Below are 19,767 nucleotides of genomic sequence, written 5' to 3'. Positions count from 1 at the left end.
TCCTGTAAACATTTCATGATCAGCGTCCGAAACGCACGCCGTAGCTCACACCCAGTGTTCCGCCCGCCTGACCGTCCCCGCCCTGTGGGGCGGATTGGTAGCCGACGGTGAGGGCCAATTCGTCACCGCCCAGCACTTCAACACCGATCCCGGTGTTGATGCCGTAGTTGAAGGTTTGATCCAGCCATTGCCAGCCCGCCGTCACGTCCACCAGCCAGGTGTATTGCGGGCGAGTGCGCACCAGAGCGCCCGGCAAACCGCGACGCCATGAGCTGCCGACATACAGTTGGCCATAACGGCTTTGCAGCAGATCGTCGGCCGTCACGATCGCGGGATCGTCCGAGTCATCAACGCTTTTCACCGGACCGTCGTTGGCGCTGGACAGGTAGTCCAACGTGCGGTCCTTCACGTTGTTGTGCTGATAATCGACACCGCTGCGTACGGTCCAGTTCGGCCCGGCGAATTCCAGCGTGTGGTTGTATTCCATCTTCAGCGCCTGGCCGTTGCCCAGGGAGTCGCCAGCTCGGGTGGAGAACGATTTCTGTGCCACTTCCCAGCTGATCTGATCCCGCGCCGAGAGCCCGTGACGACCGCCGACCCACACACTGTCGTGCTGGCCGAAAGCGCGCATCAGGCCGCTGTCTTCGCTCTTGCGATGCCAATCCAGGCCGGTCTCGATCTGGTCACTGGCGCTCAACTGCCAGGTCCGGGACAGGCCCAGGCCGGTGCGGTCGTCGTCATCGCGCTGACTGGTGTCGGCGAACAGTTTGTAGCCGCCGTCCTCCACCGAGCGTTGCAGGGTCAGCGCGGCATTGCGCTCATCGCCCATGCGCGACTCGATCAGTTGATCGCTGTTGTAAGTGCCGTTCTCCAGCTCAAGGTTGGCGTACCACTGACTGCCGAGGTTGTGCGCGATTTGCAGGCGCGGCCCGTTGAATTCCAAACCACCGAAATCCTGCTGATGCCAGGACAGCTGCGCGCCTTGTGGCGTCAACTCTTGGAGCTCAACAGCCTGACGGCGCAGTTGCTCGCGCACGGCGGCCGGCTGATCGTCACCCAGTGCGGACTGGCTGAGGTCGAGGGCTTCGTCGAAGCGGCCGAGACGGCTGAGGGCCTGAGCGCGTTGCGCCGGATTCAGGTCGCTACTGGCCAACAGCGTTTCGACTTGCGCCTTGTTTCGGCTGCGCAAGGCTTGCTGAATTTCTTCGTAACGCTGGACCTTCAAGCCCTGGCTGCGCGCCCAATCAAGCCACTGGTCTTTCTGCGATTCCTGGTTCGTTGCGTCGAGACGCGCCAGCAACCGTTCGAACCACAATTGCAGCATCGCCGGCGAGCCGTCCTTCCACTTCGCCACTTCCTGCTGCGCCTTGGCCGGCGAATAACTGCTGGCCATCAAGCGCAACCAGATCGCGTAACGTTGAGACGAAGGCAGAATGTTTTCGCCTTCGGGACTGCGCAGCAGCTTCAGGCGCAACCGTTGCGCCGCGTCCTGATAACCGGCGCTTTCGAGGGCATCGGCGTAGGCCGCGCGCACCAGCCAATCCTGCGGACTGGTCTTGAGGTACAGGCGATACCAGGCCAACGCTTCGGCATCGCGACCGAGCATCTGACTGGCACTGGCAAACGGCAGCCAGAGGATTCGGTCCTGACGTGCCTGGGGTTTCCACTCCGTCAGCAACGGCTTGAGCGCGGCGGTGTTGCCTTGATCGACGTACAGCCACATCAGGCGTTCGCGGAACAGGTTGTCATCCGGGAAACGCGAAAGGCCCAACAGGTACAAGCGCTGCGCTTCGTCGATATTTCCCTGCTGCACGGCCAGCGCACCGCGTATCGCCAGCACTTGTGCCTGCTCGTTGGCGTCCGGGAATTGCTCGGCGTCTTTGAGCAGCGCGACCACTTGCGGCCAGTCCTGCAATTCCTGGGCTTGCTGTAAGGATTCAACCAGACGCTGCGGATCACGGCTGCGTTTCCAACTGCCGACCATCATGGTCAGGGCGCGCTTCGGATCGCTGCTGCGATACATGGTGATCAGCTGACTTTCGTCGCCGCTGTTGAGCGAGCCCTTGAGCGCGAGGAGTCTTTCCAGGGAAACCTGCAGCTCGTTGTCGAGCTCCAGATCCCACGCCAAAGCAGCGCGCAGGCGCCAGTAACCCTCATCGGTGATCTTGCGGTTGTCGACCTGCAACACGTCCCACGCCGCCTGATTATCAAACAGCTTCAGGTCGGTATTGGCCCAGTCGATGCGCTCGGTCGTGGTCAGCGCAAAGCGTTTCGAGTAGCGCTTGTAGACTTCGGTTTTCTGCGCAAACTGCCCGGTGTTTTCGAGGTTTTGCAGCAGGCGTGTCCAGGCCAGACGATGCGCCGGGTACTTGCGCAAGTAGGCGTGCAACCAGGCTTCGGCTTGCGTCGGTGTGCCGCGGGATTCGTGACCGTAGTTCAGCGCATCGAGTTCGACGTCAGTCAGCGCCCGCTGCTCCATGATCTCGGCGAGCAAGGGAATCGCCCGGTCAAAATCGTACTGCTGGCTTGCCAGACGCCAGGCGTGTTCACGGGTTTGCGGGTCTTCGTGCAGTTTCAGCAGGCGAATCCAGTAGCCAAGAGCGGCCTGACTGTCGCCACGCCATTCGCCCAGCTGCCCCATTTGCTCGAGCAACGCCAGGTCATCCGGATGTTCAGCCACGAGTTGCAGCCCACTGTCCCACGCACCGGCCAGGTCGCCTAGGGCCAGGCGCATGCTGAATTCTTTGCGGAGGATTTGCGGATTGTCCGGCTGCAACACGCGCCACTGATCAAGAAAGCGCTGCGCCAGATCGAAGCGCTTGCTGCCGACGGCGACATCGACGCCTTGCTCCAGCCACGGCGAATCGGTTTGCGGGTCCTTGAGTTGATCCAGCTCATCAGCCAGTACGCGCGCGGCCTGATCACCACGGCCGGCGGCCAACAGACTGTTGAAGGCCAGTTGCGCGTATTCACGACGCTCGGACGCTTGCTGGCTGTCTTGCTTGAGCAGCAGATAAATGTCGGCGGCGCGGCCAGGTTGTTCACCCGCCAGGTACCACTGCGCGGCGGACTTGAGCGAAGCAATGCGCTGAGCCGGATCGCGATCGGCGATTTCTTCGTAGACGCTGGCAGCGAAGGCTGGCGCCTGTAATGTCAGCGCCAGCTTGGCCAGGTTCTGCAATTGCGGCAGCGGCAGCAGGCGGTGATCGAAGCTTTGCAGGCGTTCGATCAAGGCTTTCTGCGCGATTGGATCGTCGGCCTTCGCCGCTTCCAGCGCATCCAGTTCCAACCGGTAATACGCCTGCAACTCGACGACCGGTTTCGGCCAGTTCTCAAGGTGCTGGCGCGCCTTCGGGTAGTCGCCGAGACGGATCAACAGATCGACCAGCTGCAAGCGCAGGTGATCGTCATCCGGGTGCGCCGCCAATAGCAATTCGGCGTAATTGGCCGAGACCGCATCCGGCTCGCGGCCATCGGGCTGGAACACTTCTTCGCGCTGGAACGTCACCCACAGCAGGCCGCCCACGGCCACCGCCACCACCGCCAATGCCCAAGGATTGAGCAGACGGCTGCTTTTAGTAGCCGAGGCGTTAGATGCAGTAGAGCTGACCATGACTCACCTGCTTCATTGGTAATTGAAAAGTCCACAGGCCGGCGGATGCCTTGCCTGCAAATTGTTGCCCGTCCACTTCAACCCGGCAGCTGCTCGCCGAACGCACGGAGAAAGTCAGGTCGACCTGCCCGGCAAACGAAAAGCTCACGTGCCTTTCGTCCACATATTTCCAGTCCACCAACGGCAGATTGGCCTCCTCTAGCGCCGGCCGTTCATCTCGGTCGGGGCGCAACACCAGCAACGCCTGGTCGCTGCTCAACGCCACGTATCGGCCCTGCGGCAAGTCGCGAACACCGGCGACTCCTTGCGAGCGCAGCAGATCCGGCCAACCCATCTGCGGGTCGAGTCGCAGGGTGCGCAGCGCGTCCATCCCGCGAACCTGCCAGTCGCCCTCGGCGGTGCGCGCCAGACTGGCCTGATACAAACCGTGCACACGATCGAGGTAGTCGCTCATCCACAGCGACATCGGTTGCTGGTCCTTCATGTAGCCGTAGATCTCGTCCATCGCCTTGATCGAGGCCTGCTTGGTGCTCGAATAGAAGTGGTAATACAGGTGCAGGCCGCGCAAACGCCGTGGGCTGTCGGTGAGATCGAAGGTGTCGATCACATCGCGAAAGCCGTAATACGGCCCCTTCCACAGGTTGGTGTAGAGGTTCTCGTTGATGATCGGCGCGTAGTACTGCAAGCCGCCTTCGGTGGGGCGCAGTAACGGGTTGAGGCCGGTCAGCGACGGGTTAGCCTTGGTCAGCATGGTCTCGGCGCCGTTGACGTTTTTGAGACCCGCGTCGTAAGCCAGCTTCAGCGTGGCGGCCGAGGGCAAGGCATCGCCCGGCCAGAAGATCAACTTCACCGGTTTTTCCGGGGTAGTGAGCTGCTGGTTGATGTAGTCGCGCGAGCCAAAAATCTCACGGCGAAAATCAATTTTGTCGTAGCCCGGGATGGCCATTTTCAAGCCGTATTCCGGTTTGAAATTCTCACGTTTCTGCGCCACTTCCGGCTGCAAGAAAAACGGATGGCTGAAGGTGTGACTGGCGACTTCGACTTTCGGGTTGGCAAACAACTCACGGGCAATCGGCTCCAGTTCGCGAGCCAGGAACGGGAACATGCCGCGCGGTGAAATCTCGCCTTCGACGACCGACACCGAGGTCAGAAACGGGTTGGGCCGAATGAAATCGTCGAGCACCTGCTTGCCGGCATACGGCGTGCCGCGCACTTCGGCGCGCGACGGGAAACCATCGCCATCGATGTGTACGGTCGCGATGCGGCGGCCGTTTTCGGTGGTGGTGTCCGGACGCGGCTGCACCGGCAGGCGCAGGCTGGCCTGGAGGAAGGCGAATGGATCGAGAATCCAGCGGCTGCGCTCGTTGTTCGTTTCGAGAATGTACGGTGCCAGGGCTACACCGCCCCACTCGGCTGTCGCCACCGGGGCGAATGTCTGGCCGTCAGCAGTGGTCAGCAGCAACGCGGCTTTCGGACCTTTGGGCAGCAGGGAAATCGCGGTCAGGTCACGGGATCGGGGCTGCACCGGTGCTTCGAAAGCGCCGATCAGCGCCTTGTCCTGGTAGCTGATGGTCAACGCTTGAGTGCCAATCGGTGCCGCGCGATTCAGGCCCAGACGCTTGAGTAGCAGCGGGTCTTGAATCGGCAGGCCGGAAAAGAACACCACCGGGACTTGTTCGTCCAGACGCTTGCCGATCCAGCTATTGAAGGCCGGTGCGTCCTGCGGCGGGCCGCTGGTCATCCAAGTAATGATCCCTGCGTACAAACCGCTGAAACGGTGCTCCGGCAGGGAGCTGTCGACAGGCAGGTAATCCACCCGGTAACCGAGGTATTCGAGCAAACCGCCGAGCAAGGTGTGCCCGGCGTTGCGCACCAGGTCACCTTCGCGCGGATCGTAAAGCAGTGCGATTCGGCGCGGCTGGATTTCGATGCTGCTGATGCCCATCGAATCCAGCTCAGGCGTGCCGATGTAGGGAATGAAGCCCTCATCGCGCAGACGCTTGGCCAGTTTGCGCGCTTCATCGCGACGCTCCGGCGGCAAGTAGTCGATGGCTACCAGCGGGATGCCTTTGGCGCGCAACGGTTGGATCTGGGTTTCCAGCCATTCGCGGTCGGCTTCAGGCACCGGGCGATAGCGCTTGGCGGAAGCGTCCCAGCCGGCGTGAATGGATTCGATAGCCACCGCGGCCGCCACGCCATCGAGGTCGGGCAACACTTCAAATCCACGGTTGAAAAACAGCTTCAGGTTCGGCTGACGCTGGTGCAATTCCCGCAGAAAACCTGCGAGTGCCACACGCTGTGTTTCTCGCGACGATTCCGGCAGCAACTGGAAGCTGTCGAGGGTGTCGAGGAACAGACCGGCGTAGCCTTCGGCCTGCAACGCCTTGGCTCGACCGAACAGGTGTTCACGCCAGGCCGGTGCCGCGAGGTCCATGACCTGACTGTCCCACGCGCCATTGCGCACCGGGCTGACGGCCCCTGAGAGGGATGCCTTGTCGAGTTCGGCCTTGCCACCGTGGAACTCACCCACCGACAGATAGGCGAACGGCTGGCTGCCCAATTTGCGCAGGGTTTTGACGTCGCCTACGGTCATATGCCCCGGCTCGACCACCGACCAGTCGAACTGGGCCAATTCGGAAATGGGCGGTTGATCGGCGTACCAAAAAACCACGCTGGCGGGTTGCGGTAATGCTGCGGCCTGGACGGCGGGTGCGCTCACGAACAACGCTAAAGCGGCGAGCAGCCGTTTAGCGGCCGCGCGGACACGCGTCCTGCGAAAAACGATTTCCATAACTCACTCTTGAATTGACTGAACCGATACTGCTTCGAAGTCGGACAGTAGAACCGGCCGGGTTAGAGGCTGCGGATAAGCTGCGCCAGGCCTTTGCCGATGGCGGTCGGTTCCGGGAGCGTGAAACGCTCGAGCAGGCGGCTGTTGTTGGCGCGCGAATGGCGAATGTCGCCCTGACGTGGCGCGTGATGAATTACCTTCAGCGGGCTGCCGGTGACGGTGCCCAATTCAGTGATCAGGTCGTTGAGGCTGGTGGAACGACTCAGGCCAACGTTCACCGCGCCGGGGCTCGGCTCGCTGACTTCCAGGGACTGAACGAGAATGCTCACCAGGTCCTGGACATAGACGAAGTCGCGGGTTTGCGCACCATCGCCGAAAATCGCCACCGACTGCTCCGCCATGGCCAGCTTGGTAAAAATGCTGATCACGCCGGAGTACGGCGATGAAGGATCCTGGCGCGGGCCGAAGATGTTGAAGAACCGAAAGATCATCGGTTCCAGGCCATGTTCGCGGCGATAGAAATCGAGGTATTGCTCACTCGCCAGTTTGTCGCTGGCATACGGCGTGAGCGGGGATTTTGGCGTGTCTTCGTGAATCGCCGTGCCTTCGCCATTGTTGCCGTAGATGGCCGCGCTGGAAGCGAATACCACGCGCTTGATCCCGGCCTTCACCATGCTTTCGCATACGTTGAGCGTGCCGACGAAGTTGCTTTGATGGGTGCTGACTGGATCATCCACGGACGCTTGCACCGAGGCCACCGCCGCCAGGTGAACAACAGCGCCGCAATCGCGCATGGCCTGTGCCACCACGGCGCCGTCGGCGACATCACCGATGACCAAGCTCAGACTGGCATTATCCATCGGCAGATTGCTGACCTTGCCGGTCGACAAATTATCCAGCACGCGGACTTTGTAGCCTTTACCAAGCAACGCTTCTACGAGGTGCGAGCCAATAAACCCTGCACCGCCAGTCACCAGTATTCGCTCAACAAACATGAAATCTCTCCCTGAACAGTAGAGCGGATACGAGTGGTTAAAGTCCGCCGAGTTTGTGGCGCAAGGCCATCAAAACGCGGCCGATAATGGGAGATCAAATGGGCACTGTCAATACTTTGTCTAATATATCGCCGGGCGGTATTTTACCTCGAAAAACGTCACTTATTTGACGACATTTATTAGCTACAAGCTGTCATACAATTGCCATTCCAGACCGTCAAACTACGTCTAGACCGGAACTCTCGCCATGCATCAAGCCCTTCTTATAGTCGATGTCCAGCCCCGGCTTTTTCCCGCCTCAATGGCTTATCGACGGCATTCGCAAACTCATTGGCAACCTGCCCAGCGTCGCCACTGTTGAACGTCACGACGAATCAATAACGCCGTTTGAGAAACAACTCGGATGGCATTCTGCTCCGGACGATGACAGCCTGATCGAGGCTGATCGCATCTTTATCAAGCACGGCTATGCGCCATCCCTTGAGACCATTGAGTATTTGAAAAGCCTGAAGGTGGATCGCGTATTGGTGTGCGGGCTTCAGACCGATACATGCTGCCTGACGGCCGGGTTTGCGCTGTTTGATGCGGGGTTGCAGCCGACGTTGATTACGGATTTGACCGTGGGGTCATCGCTGGATCGGACGGGGGCGCTGGGGGTGAGGGTTTGGGAGCATCACTTTAAGCACACGGTGAGGTCGGATGAGCTGTAATCAACCGGGAGCGCTGTTCTAAGGGGGAGTGTCAGACTTTTTACGCGCATCGAAACTGAAGCTAGTAAAGCTGAACCACGTCCCACCACTCCGGCTGCTGAACCAGTTCATAGTCGGTCATATGCTGAAGAATTCGCACCAAATCAAATGATCTGATCCCGTCGACATGCTCGCTCAGACTTTCCGTGGTATTTGCCCACAAGGGGTCAAGCACAAAATCGATTCCTTTCGTCCTGGCAAGCTTGGCTGCTGGAACAAAGTCCGAGTCGCCTGCCACCAACACAATTACGTCGACAAGCTTGTCCAGTGCCAACGTGGTGATATCCATCCCAAGCTTGGTGTCGACTGTCTTCTGTTCAATTTTGTAGTGAAAATCATCGTTTGTAAGATCGCCCCATGCTCTCTGACCATTGAGCAGGGCTTTAAGCGAATGAGTATTGAGCTGCCATTCTCCTTTTTTCGCCAGTTCTCCTAATCGAAGTGCGGTCTTGCGATTGGTTCGAAGGTAAGCATGCAAATTACGCCGAAGCTGATAGGGACCATGCGTATTGAAATTCATGTACCCCGAGGTTTTATGGCCATGCGGAATGATCGGCAGACGAACCTGATTTGAAGGAGGAGGACAGTCGTAGAAGTAGATCCGATACAACTCTCGGCAGGGAGATCGCTCATCCTCCAAGTGATGCCTCGCGATTATCTTGATGATCTGAATAAGCTGCTCGGCAGTGAGCATCAGATTCCGACCGAAGTATTTACGAGTAAAGTACATCACGCGCTGGAAGAAGAATCCCCCGTCTATGAGGATGGCTGTTCGTTTCATTCACTTTTCTCTGGGCGAAAAAAAGCCCAGGACTGCTGGGCAGATCTAACAATTGACTGCACGCTGTACTGAGCTGATGGGAGAACTTTAGGCCGCGCCCTACTTCTTCGTCAACCGCCAGACTGTGTAGGAATTACCTCTGTTAGGCGTAGGTTGGTTATGAGGGGCGATTTTCGAAGCGTTAGCTTTTAGTAAAATCTGACAAATGACTTTTATTGTAAGAACGTAGTCCGCGTCCTAGGAAACTTCCCGCAACTCCTGTCGACTTTCATGAACTGGCGGAAGGCGTTCTGCATCGATAGCCTTCCGGTGTCGCTGCAAAAACAGCGAACGGCTTTGACAGGCTGAAGAACCGCAAGCTTTCACTCCCCCGGATAAAACGGCATGCTTTCACGTGTGCAGTTTCGTTTTGGTGGCTGTGCGTGGGGCATCTTCGGGTGCACTGGATGCTTGCGTTTCCGGTCTGTCAACCCGCGTACAGCCGCCACCCAATCCTGTTTGACAGCAGGGGACTGGCAGCTCCCAAACAACGCAAGGAGTTCCATCATGAAGAAGATCACCCCAAATCCGCCCGAATCTGCGGCACATTCAAATGCAGACGCGCCCGATTTAAGCCAGCTCTCCGAAACCACCGAACGCATCATCAGCGCCCGCCTCCGCAACCCAAACCACCCCGACCCCATCAGCCACGTCTTCACCATCCTCCCCGACGTCGACACGCCAACCCTGCTCGCTCACGCCTGCGAAACACTGGCCTCACTCAACGTCATGACCACCGACCTCACCTGCGAACTCGAAGGCTCGCGCCGCAACGTGGCACTGGCGATTCAGCAGTTGGCGGTGCTGGCCGAATTGTTGGTAAACCGAGCGCTGGACAACCTCGACCCGCCCGATGGCCTGTCCGAAGCCCAGTCCGCCAGCCACCACTGAGTGGTCGCGCTTTTCTATCGAATGGAGGTTTGTCATGGATCGATACATGCCTGTCACCGGCATCGACTGCACCATCGCGTCGCTGCTGATCGACACCCAAGCACCACTGGACGTACTGCATGAAACCGCGGCTTACCGCATCCGCACCGCGACTCAATTGCTGGAGAGCTTTGCTGTGAGCGAGGGGGTTCATAGTGAATTGGCGCGAGTGTTGGTGACATCACTGCGCGATGGCTGCGATTTGATGGATGTCGTCGGCCGACGATTGCAGGCGCAGGTTTCGTCGATGTAAAGACAAAACCATCGAATCTGCCCACAACAAAAAAGGCACCTGACGAGAATATCGCAGGTGCCTTTTTGGGCTTTGACTCAACAGAAGGTTTCATAAACTGTAACTTTCTGTCGACTCAATAGACTTCCCACTTCAAGCCGTCGCAGGAGCGAATTACAGGACAGGTTCTTCGGAAATTTCCTGCAAGTCATATCGACTTCGAGCTGATTGTGCTGATCACGCTTTAAATCTACGCTGAACAAACAAAACGGCTATTCGTCCCCGACTGGTTGCTTGAGCTCATCCTTACGACCAGAATCCCCTCGCCGAATCACCTGATGACAAGGAGGCCAACATGCAAAACATCAAACTGCCTAGCCGCCTTGTCGGTGTTGGCCTATACACACCGGCAGAAGCCTCCCTATACACATAATGCTGTTCACTTAAGTATTTGAGTCCAAGCCGGGCTTATCCGAAAATCCGATGCCAGACTTCTGGCATCGGATTTTTTATGTCTGTTCAACAAGATCTGCTCGACCTCGGCGACCTTTTCAACTTTTGTGACCTGAGTACTTTCACCCAAAACATTCCCATCGAGTGGGTAGCGTCTGCGCTGGATCTTTCCAGTCAGGCGACCATTCGCCGACGTCGCCTGCCCGCTGACCAAGTGCTCTGGTTGGTGCTCGGTATGGCGTTGTTTCGTGACGAGCCGGTTCATGAGGTGGCCAGACGTTTGAACATCTGCGCTCAAGGCCTGGCCACCGACCACTTATTGGCCCGCAGTGGTGTAACCGAGGCGCGCAAGCGACTCGGTGCCGATCCTGTTGAGTGGTTATTCCGCAAGACCGGGACCCAATGGGGGGCGGAGCGCTATGACGACGATGCCTGGCATGATCTGCAGGTATTCGCGGTGGACGGTGCACTTTTGCGTACTCCGGATACGCCCGAGCTTCGAGATCACTTCGGGTCGGGAAACACTCCAAGCGACCGCCAGACGCCGTTTCCGATGCTGCGCCTGGTGGCCCTGATGAATGTGCGTTCGCACGTGATCATGGATGCTCAATTGAGCCCTTATCGACGCAGTGAAATGCGCTTGGCCGACGAATTTTTGCAGCAGATCCCCGACCACTCGGTGACGCTGTTCGACAAAGGTTTCTGGGGTGCCGAGCTGCTGTCGAGCCTGAGCGGAGCAGGCATCAACCGTCATTGGTTGATCCCGGCAAAAAAAGGACTGATCTGCGAGGAAGTGGCCCGTTACAGCCAGTACGACCGTTTAGTGCGTATGAAAGTCTCGCCGCAGGCCAGAAAGCGAAACCCGGATCTTCCAACGCACTGGGAAGTACGCGAAGTCAGTTATGAAATTAAAGGCAAGGTGAAGACCGTCATGACGTCGTTGCCGGCCAAGATCTACAACACTCAAGCCGTTGCCAAACTTTACCAGGAGCGTTGGGAAATCGAGTTGGGCTTCAGGGACATCAAGAGTTCGATGCAACAGAACGCGATGACCTTGCGCAGTAAAAAAGTCGAGCTGGTCTATCAGGAAGTGTGGGGGCTTTTGCTGGCTTACAACGTGATTCGTCGAGAGGCCAGTCAGGCGGCGGTGACGTTTGGCCGGGCTCCCTCGGACATCCGTTTCAAACCCGTTTGTCAGTACATCGCCGTGCAACTGATCGTGATGGCGGCGGCTAATCCGATTTCAGCCACAGGAAGACGCTTGGCTGAGTTGAGAGCAGGGATAGGGGGATTGTTTCTGGATCACCGCCCAAGGCCTTCGAGGCCAAGGACAGTGAAAATTTCAAAAACCCGGTTTCCAGTGGACCGTAAGGCTGCTCCGCTTAAGTGAACAGCATTACCCTATACACAGGGATTCCAGCTGCCGATATCCGCCGTTGGCTTTTCGGATATACCGCGCACGGTGTTCAGCATTCGGGGCTTTGGAGCTCGGAACTGACCGACCTGGATGAATGCGTACTAGGCTTTCATGACCTCCTGGAAATTCGTTTCGTCCATGCCTTCCGCCAGCATGGTGTAAGCCTGCAAGCCATCCGCAATGCCTCGCAGCAAGCAAAAGAGCTGTTCAATCAAGCCTATCCATTTACCTGCAAACGTTTTCAAACCGATGGTCGGCGCATTTTCGCCACGGTCATGAGCGAAACAGGGGATGAGTCCCTTCTCGACCTGATCAAGCGACAGTACGCGTTTGAGCAGGTCATCAAACCATCGTTGTATGAAGGCATTGACTACACAGGATCAGATGCCGCACAGCGCTGGTATCCGGTAAAACGTAGCAAAGCCATCGTTCTGGACCCCTCCCGGAACTTCGGCAAACCCGTTCTCGCAAACACGGGAATCGATACGGCGGCAATTTTTAGCGCCTACAAGACAGAAGGGGAAAACACCAAGCGTGTGGCACTTCTCTACGAGATTCCCACCGCAGCAGTTGAAGCAGCGGTCAATTTTGAGCAAAGGAATGCCGCTTGAATTTCTTACTGGACAACAACCTCCCCCCCGCCCTGGCCCGCGCATTGAATGAGCTGAGTAAAGTGGAAGGCCATTCAGTATTGCCACTGAGAGACAAATTCCCGCAAGAGACTTCCGATGTTCATTGGATTTCAGTCCTGAGTAACGAAGGCGGCTGGGCGGTAATCATCACAAGATGAATTCACAAAAGGTGATATTGAAAAACGAGCATTCCGCGAATGTGGACTACCCGTGTTTTGCCTGGCTAAGCACTGGGGAAACGAATCCTATTGGAACAAAGCCTATAATCTGGTGCGTTGGTGGCCCGCCATCACGACTCAAGCAAACCTTATCAGAGGCGGAGCAGCCTTTCGCGTGCCATGGACGCTTCCCGCACACGGGAAATTTGAGCAGATAAAGATTTAACGCTCGCCATTCACTTAAGTTGTTGCCTTTGAGTTACCGCAACACTGATAGCCAAACGTGATATCCAAACAACATTACATCCACTTCAGACTCTGCTTTCACGAATCCGCCCCCTCACCCGCTTCCCCCCAATCCCCACCAATATCCCCACTACAATCGCCCCCAACGGCACCGCGCTCACCCAAGTCATCGTCGGAAACACCAGCAAAATCTGCGAATCATTTCCCCCCAGCATCATCGACGCACCAATCCCCATCAGCACCCCCGCCACTAAATGCTTCCCCGCGGCCCTCCATTCAAACCGCTGATAGTTGAAAGTCCGTCGACGCAGCGTGTAACTGAGCATCCCCACCAAGAGCATGACGAACACCGCCACGCGCTGGCTGGTCAGCGAGTTGTCGCCCGAGGCCCAGAACATTTGCGAGAGGTTGTAAAAGAACACGCTCGGGGTCCACAGCGGTTCGAAGGTGTAGAGGGCGCTGGTCAGGGCGCCCAAGAGCATGCTGGACAGCACCAGGTGTTTGTCGCCGTGAACGCGGATCAGGAAGAGTAAGGCCATCAGCACGATGCCGATGGTCAGCCAGTATTGGTGGCTGGAGATCGTCGGCATTTGCAGGGTTTTGTGTTCGGTCAGCATGTTCAGGTGATACCAGAGGACGATCCCTACCACCCAGCCAATAATCGTGAAGGCTTTGCTGAGGTTGCCGCTGGCGAGTTTGGTGAGGGTGCCGACGCTGCAACCGTCGTTGAGAACCGAGGCGATGCCGAACAGCAACCCTCCCCCGACCAGCGAAACGTAGCCGACGTCAGGAACAAACAACGGCTGACTGACGCCAAACAGTCCGTAAAACGGTGCCAGTAACAGGCCGAACAGACCGCAAGAGATGAGCGACACAAACAGCGTCGGCCGGCGCCTGAGCAACAACCCGGTGGCATTGACCAGGCACATGCCCATGCGCTGGGACACCCAACCGATCAGGAAGGCCAACAGCAGCGAAATCAGCAGGAAAAGCACAGGCCTCCTTGTTTCCGGACCACGACATCGAACAGGTTCTTGAAGGATAGATCAGCCGCAGCCCAAACTTCGGATGAACCCGCGAAGGCCTTCTACACTAATCCCGCATACGCCCCCACCAAACGAGCCCCTATGACAACCCTCAAAGACCGCTTGAAGCAAGGCAAGGATGCTCGCAAGAACTGCCCCCGCAATGCTCAAGCGTCGACGGGAAAAGCGACCCGCGACCCGCTCCCGCTGATCAAAGCGTCCAGCGAAGGCCGGATCAAATCCCTGGTCGAGTTACGCTACGGTCGAATGCTCGATGCCCCCTTCACGTTCTATCGCGGCAACGCGCTTTTGCAGGCCCATGACCTGGCCACCACACCGAACATGGGGCTGACATCGCCAATCTGTGGCGATTCCCACCTGATGAACTTCGGCGGTTTCGCCACGCCCGAACGCAATCTGCTGTTCAGCGTCCACGACTTCGACGAGGCCCATCCCGGCCCCTGGGAGTGGGACGTTAAACGGCTGGTGGCGAGTATCGTGGTGGCCGCCCGCGACTTGCGTCATAGCGAAACAGTCGAAGAAACGGTCTGCCGCGAAGCGGTCGGCGCCTATCAGGAAACGATGCTTGAGTGCGCCGGACAAAGCGTTCTGGAAACCTGGTACGAGTCCATCCGTTACGACGACCTGCGCAAGCAGGCGAACAAAAAAACGCTCGAGCATATCGAACGCGCCATCGAAAAAGCCAAAGGTCGCTCCCATGCTGAACTGCTGCCGAAAATCAGCGAGCGTGACGCCCATGGCCGTCTGACTATTCGTGATGATCTGCCGGAAATTTTCCACCTGCACAAAAGCACTACGCTGCTGGACGCCGACGATGACTGGCTACGCCTCTCGGATTGGCGGCCGCTCTACGACGCCTTCATGCGCGATTATCCCGGCACGCTGCAGGCTGACCGTCGAGCGTTGTTGTCGCGGTTTCACGTTCAGGACATGGCGTTCAAAGTGGTGGGTGTGGGCAGCGTCGGCACTCGGTGTCTGGTGGCTCTGCTGACTGACGATCAGGAATTTCCGCTGTTCCTGCAATTCAAGGAAGCACGGCGCTCGGTGCTGGCCGATTACGTGAAGACAAAATCAAAAGAGCGGCACAACGGTCAGCGGGTGGTCGATGGTCAACGGCTGATGCAGGCGGCCAGTGATCTGTTCCTCGGTTGGACCACCGGCCCCAGCGGTCGACACTTCTATGTGAGGCAGTTGCGCGACATGAAAATCTCGGCCGAACTCGAGACCTTCGATGCGGACACCTTCGCGGAGTATGGACGCGTCTGTGGCCGCGCCCTCGCCCGCGCACATGCCAAATCGTCCGGGCAGGCCGCGCAGATCAGCGGATACATCGGTAAAAGCGATGCGCTGGCCGACGCGCTGTTTAAGTATGCGAATAGCTACGCTGTACAGAATGAACGCGACTTCGAACGCTTCCAGCAGGCTTGTCGCAAAGGGCGGTTGCGGGCTCGTTCGGAGGCGGACTTTGCGGCTGACCATTTGCCATAGGCCCACACTCTCCACTTGCCGCCTCACCCAGCCGATCTATATGATAAGTATTATCATTTGTGATATTTACTCATCCGGCGCCTCCTCACCATGTCTCCATCCCCGCAAACCGGCTTCTGCGACTTGGCCGTGCTGTATCGACAACAGCACGGCTGGTTACACAACTGGCTACGGCGCCGGCTGAACTGCTCGCAAAGTGCGGCGGACTTGGCCCAGGATACGTTCATGCGGTTGCTGGCCAAAGAGCAGGTGCCGGAACTGCATGCCCCGCGCACTTTTTTGGCGAAGGTGGCGCAAAGCGTTTTATCCAATCATTACCGCCGGCAAAAACTCGAACGCGCCTACCTGGAAGCGCTGGCGGCGATGCCAGAGCAGGTGGCGCCGAGCCTGGAAGCCCAGGCGATTCTGCTGGAAACCCTCATCGCCCTCGACGCAGCGCTCGAATGCCTGGATCGCCCGGTTCGCGAGGCGTTCCTGTGGTCGCAGGTGGATGGGCTGAGCCACGCGCAAATCGCTGAACGGCTCGACATTTCGATCACCACGGTCAAGCGCTATATCGTCAAGGCGGGCGCGATGTGCATTGTGCTCGATGAGAGTCTGGAGCCGTTTTGAAACAGCCAATATCCGGCGACGTCGCCGAGCAAGCCATGCACTGGCACCTTGAGCTTCAGGAACGCGATGTCAGCGAAGAAACCCTGGCCGCCTGGATGAACTGGCGCCAGGCACACCCGGTGCACGAGCGCGCATGGCAACGGGCCGAGGCTTTCGCTCAACGCATGAGCGAAATTCGCTCCCCCAATCAACGAGCGCTGGCCCACGCCGCCCTCAGGCCAACGATGTCACGGCGCACGGTGATCAAGCAGTTGAGTGTGTTGCTGGCAGCAGGCGCAGGCGCGTGGAGCATGAAGGACGCGGCGCTCCTGCAAGACCTGACGGCCGATTACCACAGTCTGATCGGCGAACAACGGCGTATCGCGCTGACCGACAACACGCACGTACAACTCAACACCGACAGCGCCATCAACGTGGTTTTCGAGCGGGAGACTCGGCGCATCAAACTGTTGCGTGGAGAGATGTTAGTCACCCGGGACAAGATCACCGAGGGCCGCATACTGTCAGTGGAAACCGCCGAAGGACGCCTTGAGGCAGCGCTGGCGAGGTTCAGCGTCAGGCAGCGTGCGGGAGTCACTCAAGTCAGCGTCTATGAAGGTGCCGTGGCATTGACCCCCTGGGCGCAAGTCAGCACCTCGATTCCGTTGAAGGCAGGCGAACAGGTCAACTTCGAGGCCAACGGGCTGATTTCCCGCCAAGCCGTAACACCGGCATCGTCCGCCTGGACTCAAGGCATGTTGGTGGCCCAGGGTCAGCCGCTCAAGGATTTCCTTGATGAGTTGAGTCGCTATCGCCGTGGTCATCTGGCCTGTGATCCGTCCCTGGCGAACGTTCGCGTTTCGGGAACGTTCCCCCTCGCAAACACTGAGCGAATCATCTACGCCGTCGCCGACACGCTGCAACTCGACGTCCAGCAATTCACCCGTTACTGGGTCACGTTGAAGCCTCGACAGGCCTGACACTGATTTTTTTTTGCGGTTGGGTGGTCCGTTTTCGATGCTCACGAGACTTAAACCCCAGACACTCAATTTTATGGGGAAGTAACTCGTGAATCTCACCACACGCAAACGCCAGGGCTGGCACTTTTCACTCAAGCAAAACCTGGCCGGCGCCGTGGTTCAAGGCATCGCCTGCATGACCGCGAGCACTGTATTGCTGACGTTGCCCAACTGGGCCCACGCCGCGGAGCAAGCGCAGGAGGATTTCGACATTGCGCCAGGGCCTCTGGCTCCGGCACTGACCCGCTTCGGTCAGACCGCGCACATTCTGCTGTCGTACTCGACCGCATTGACCGAAGGGCAAACGACTTCAGGTCTCAATGGCCGCTATGAGGTGGATCAAGGGCTGGCGATGCTGCTGGCGGGCACGGGCCTTGAGGCCAGTCGCGGCATCAACGGCAATTACTCGCTGCAGGCCAGTACCGGTGGTGGGCTGGAACTGGGCGCAGTGTCCATTTCCGGCAAGGCACCGGGGTCGACCACCGAAGGCACCGGGCTCTACACCACCTATTCGTCCAGCAGCTCGACGCGCCTGAACCTCACGCCCCGGGAAACCCCGCAATCGCTGACCGTGATGACCCGTCAACGTCTGGATGACCAGCGCCTGTCCACGTTGACCGACACTCTGGAAGCCACACCCGGCATTACCGTGGTACGTGACGGTCTGGGCGCAGAGACGGACAGTTACTATTCCCGCGGCTTTACGATCCAGAACTACGAGATCGACGGTGTCCCCACCAACACACGCCTGGACAACTATTCCCAAAGCATGGCGATGTACGACCGTGTGGAAATCGTGCGCGGCGCCACCGGCCTGATCAGCGGCATGGGCAACCCTTCCGCGACTATCAACCTGATCCGCAAACGCCCCACCAGCGATGCCCAGGCCAGCATCACTGGCCAGGCAGGCACGTGGGACCGATATGGCACCGGTTTCGATGTCTCCGGGCCGCTGACAGACAGTGGCAATGTACGCGGGCGGCTGGTCGCGGACTACAAGACCGAGAACGCCTGGATTGATCGTTTCAATCAGCAATCACAGCTGGTTTACGGCATCAGCGAATTCGACCTGACCGAAGACACCCTGCTGACCATGGGCTTCAGCTACCAGCGCACCGATGTCGACTCGCCGCTGCGCACCGGTCTGCCCACCCGCTTCAGCACCGGTGAGCGCACCAACCTCAGCCGCTCGATCAACGGCGCTCCGGACTGGTCGTACAACGATCACGAGCAGACCAGTTTCTTCACCTCGATCGAGCAGCAGTTTGCCAACGGCTGGAGCGGCAAGATCGAGTTCACCCACGCCGAAAACAAATTCGACGAAGTCTTCAACTATGTCATGGGCGATCTCAACAAGGATGGCAGCGGCACGTCGCAATTACCGGTGCGCTTTTCGGGCACGCCGCGCCAGAACAACCTCGACCTGTATGTCACCGGCCCCTTCAGCCTGTTCGGTCGCGAACATGAACTGATCGGCGGCATGACCCTGTCCAAGTACAAAGAGAACGTGCCGGGCTGGGGCAGTTGGCAATACGACTACGCCAGCTCCCCAGCGGGCAGTATCGGCAATCTGTTTGACTGGGACGGCAACTCGGTCAAACCGACCTTCACCGAGAGCGGCAAATCGTCGATCGACGAGACACAATACGCGGCTTACCTGACCTCGCGCTTCAGCGTGACCGACAACCTGAGCCTGATCATCGGCAGCCGACTTATCGACTGGAAACGCGACACCTCGGATCGTCCGTACAACGGCCCCGAAACCGAGGTCAATCGCGAAGAAAACGGTGTCTTCATTCCTTACGCCGGCGTGGTCTACGACCTCAATGACACCTGGTCCGTGTACGCCAGCTACACCAGCATCTTCAACCCGCAGGCTTCGTGGGTCACTGATGAGAACAACAAGCCGCTCGATCCGATGGAAGGCAAAGGCTACGAGATCGGCCTTAAAGGTACGCACCTGGACGGCAAGCTGAACTCCAGCCTGGCGTTGTTCAAACTGGAACAGGACAACCTGGCGATCTGGCAACACGACAACGTGTACAGCGCCGAGCAGGACACCACGTCCAAAGGCATCGAGCTGGAACTCAACGGCGAACTGGCCGAAGGCTGGCAAGCGTCGGCTGGGTACGCGTACTCGGTCACCACCGATGCCGACGACAGTCGCATCAACACCATACTGCCGCGCAACAGCCTCAAGACGTTTACCAGCTATCGCCTGCACGGCCCGCTGGACAAGCTGACCGTGGGCGGCGGCGTCAACTGGCAAAGCAAAACCGGCAACGACCTGCACACCTTCAGCCAAGGCAGCTACGCCATCGCCAATCTGCTGGCACGCTATGACATCAGCCGCAACCTGAGTGCTTCGGTGAACCTTAATAACGTGTTCGATCGCGAGTACTACAGCTCACCCGCGCTTTCCGGCAATTACGGGGCGCCGCGCAACGTCATGACCAGTTTCAAATACAGCTTCTGACGCGCAGGAGTGCGCGCATCGGGTAGATGCTGACGGGGCATCTACCTAAATTTTTCTTCACCCCACCGCCCCTCTCCTACCGGTACAGTGCGCTCGCTCATTCAAGAAACT

13 protein-coding genes and 2 pseudogenes are annotated in these 19,767 nt (G+C 58.3%); 10 read left to right on the top strand and 5 right to left on the bottom strand.

Annotated elements, in window-relative coordinates; all coding sequences use genetic code 11:
* Positions 1–19 precede the first annotated feature (19 nt).
* From ACYZT8_RS03735 to ACYZT8_RS03725, 3 genes are all read right to left on the bottom strand, one after another.
* Complete coding sequence (locus tag ACYZT8_RS03735) at positions 20–3,613, bottom strand: tetratricopeptide repeat protein (protein ID WP_461979353.1); 3,594 nt, start codon at positions 3,611–3,613, stop codon at positions 20–22.
* Positions 3,591–6,404 carry an endo alpha-1,4 polygalactosaminidase gene (locus tag ACYZT8_RS03730; RefSeq protein ID WP_461979351.1) on the bottom strand — a complete coding sequence of 938 codons (2,814 nt, stop codon included), beginning with the start codon at positions 6,402–6,404 and terminating at the stop codon, positions 3,591–3,593. The genes ACYZT8_RS03735 and ACYZT8_RS03730 overlap by 23 nt, the downstream gene beginning before the upstream one ends.
* Positions 6,405–6,466: 62 nt before the next feature.
* Entirely contained in the window at positions 6,467–7,399 is a 933-nt protein-coding gene (locus tag ACYZT8_RS03725) for an NAD-dependent epimerase/dehydratase family protein (RefSeq protein WP_461979349.1), read from the bottom strand.
* Between the two features lie 247 nt (positions 7,400–7,646).
* On the opposite strand from ACYZT8_RS03725, the pseudogene ACYZT8_RS03720 reads away from it, so the two are divergent.
* Positions 7,647–8,109: pseudogene (locus ACYZT8_RS03720) on the top strand (cysteine hydrolase family protein).
* A 61-nt stretch (positions 8,110–8,170) separates the two neighbouring features.
* On the opposite strand, the gene ACYZT8_RS03715 reads toward ACYZT8_RS03720, so the two are convergent.
* Positions 8,171–8,929, bottom strand: coding sequence for an NYN domain-containing protein (locus ACYZT8_RS03715; RefSeq protein ID WP_461979347.1), 759 nt, complete (start codon positions 8,927–8,929; stop codon positions 8,171–8,173).
* A 546-nt stretch (positions 8,930–9,475) separates the two neighbouring features.
* Between ACYZT8_RS03715 and ACYZT8_RS03710 the strand changes: the two genes are divergently transcribed.
* The 5 genes and pseudogenes from ACYZT8_RS03710 (at position 9,476) to ACYZT8_RS03690 (ending at position 13,016) form a co-directional block, all read left to right on the top strand.
* A complete protein-coding gene (locus ACYZT8_RS03710; RefSeq protein WP_461979345.1) occupies positions 9,476–9,859 on the top strand; it encodes a DUF6124 family protein in 384 nt (127 codons plus the stop codon).
* A 34-nt stretch (positions 9,860–9,893) separates the two neighbouring features.
* Positions 9,894–10,151, top strand: coding sequence for a hypothetical protein (locus ACYZT8_RS03705; RefSeq protein WP_461979343.1), 258 nt, complete (start codon positions 9,894–9,896; stop codon positions 10,149–10,151).
* A 490-nt stretch (positions 10,152–10,641) separates the two neighbouring features.
* A complete protein-coding gene (locus ACYZT8_RS03700; protein WP_461974571.1) occupies positions 10,642–11,973 on the top strand; it encodes an IS4 family transposase in 1,332 nt (443 codons plus the stop codon).
* Complete coding sequence (locus ACYZT8_RS03695) at positions 11,970–12,611, top strand: DUF433 domain-containing protein (RefSeq protein WP_461979341.1); 642 nt, start codon at positions 11,970–11,972, stop codon at positions 12,609–12,611. The genes ACYZT8_RS03700 and ACYZT8_RS03695 overlap by 4 nt, the downstream gene beginning before the upstream one ends.
* Positions 12,608–13,016, top strand: a pseudogene (locus tag ACYZT8_RS03690) (PIN-like domain-containing protein). Before ACYZT8_RS03695 ends, ACYZT8_RS03690 begins: the two are co-directional and overlap by 4 nt.
* 85 nt (positions 13,017–13,101) lie before the next feature.
* Here ACYZT8_RS03690 and ACYZT8_RS03685 read toward each other — a convergent pair.
* Entirely contained in the window at positions 13,102–14,031 is a 930-nt protein-coding gene (locus tag ACYZT8_RS03685) for a YeeE/YedE thiosulfate transporter family protein (RefSeq protein ID WP_461979339.1), read from the bottom strand.
* Positions 14,032–14,163: 132 nt separating this feature from the next.
* Between ACYZT8_RS03685 and ACYZT8_RS03680 the strand changes: the two genes are divergently transcribed.
* From ACYZT8_RS03680 to ACYZT8_RS03665, 4 genes are all read left to right on the top strand, one after another.
* Positions 14,164–15,570 (top strand): DUF2252 domain-containing protein, encoded by a 1,407-nt coding sequence (locus tag ACYZT8_RS03680; RefSeq protein WP_461979337.1) that lies wholly within the window; start codon positions 14,164–14,166, stop codon positions 15,568–15,570.
* Positions 15,571–15,660: 90 nt separating this feature from the next.
* Positions 15,661–16,182, top strand: coding sequence for a sigma-70 family RNA polymerase sigma factor (locus ACYZT8_RS03675; protein WP_461979335.1), 522 nt, complete (start codon positions 15,661–15,663; stop codon positions 16,180–16,182).
* Positions 16,179–17,141: a FecR domain-containing protein gene (locus ACYZT8_RS03670; protein ID WP_461979333.1), complete on the top strand. Its 963-nt coding sequence runs from the start codon at positions 16,179–16,181 to the stop codon at positions 17,139–17,141. The genes ACYZT8_RS03675 and ACYZT8_RS03670 overlap by 4 nt, the downstream gene beginning before the upstream one ends.
* Positions 17,142–17,316: 175 nt before the next feature.
* Positions 17,317–19,656: a TonB-dependent siderophore receptor gene (locus ACYZT8_RS03665; RefSeq protein WP_461982364.1), complete on the top strand. Its 2,340-nt coding sequence runs from the start codon at positions 17,317–17,319 to the stop codon at positions 19,654–19,656.
* Positions 19,657–19,767 lie beyond the last annotated feature (111 nt).

The sequence above is a fragment of the Pseudomonas sp. LB3P93 genome, assembly GCF_054898025.1.
Note: the sequence above shows the minus strand (reverse complement) of the source record. Positions and strands in the feature narration are given on the sequence as shown.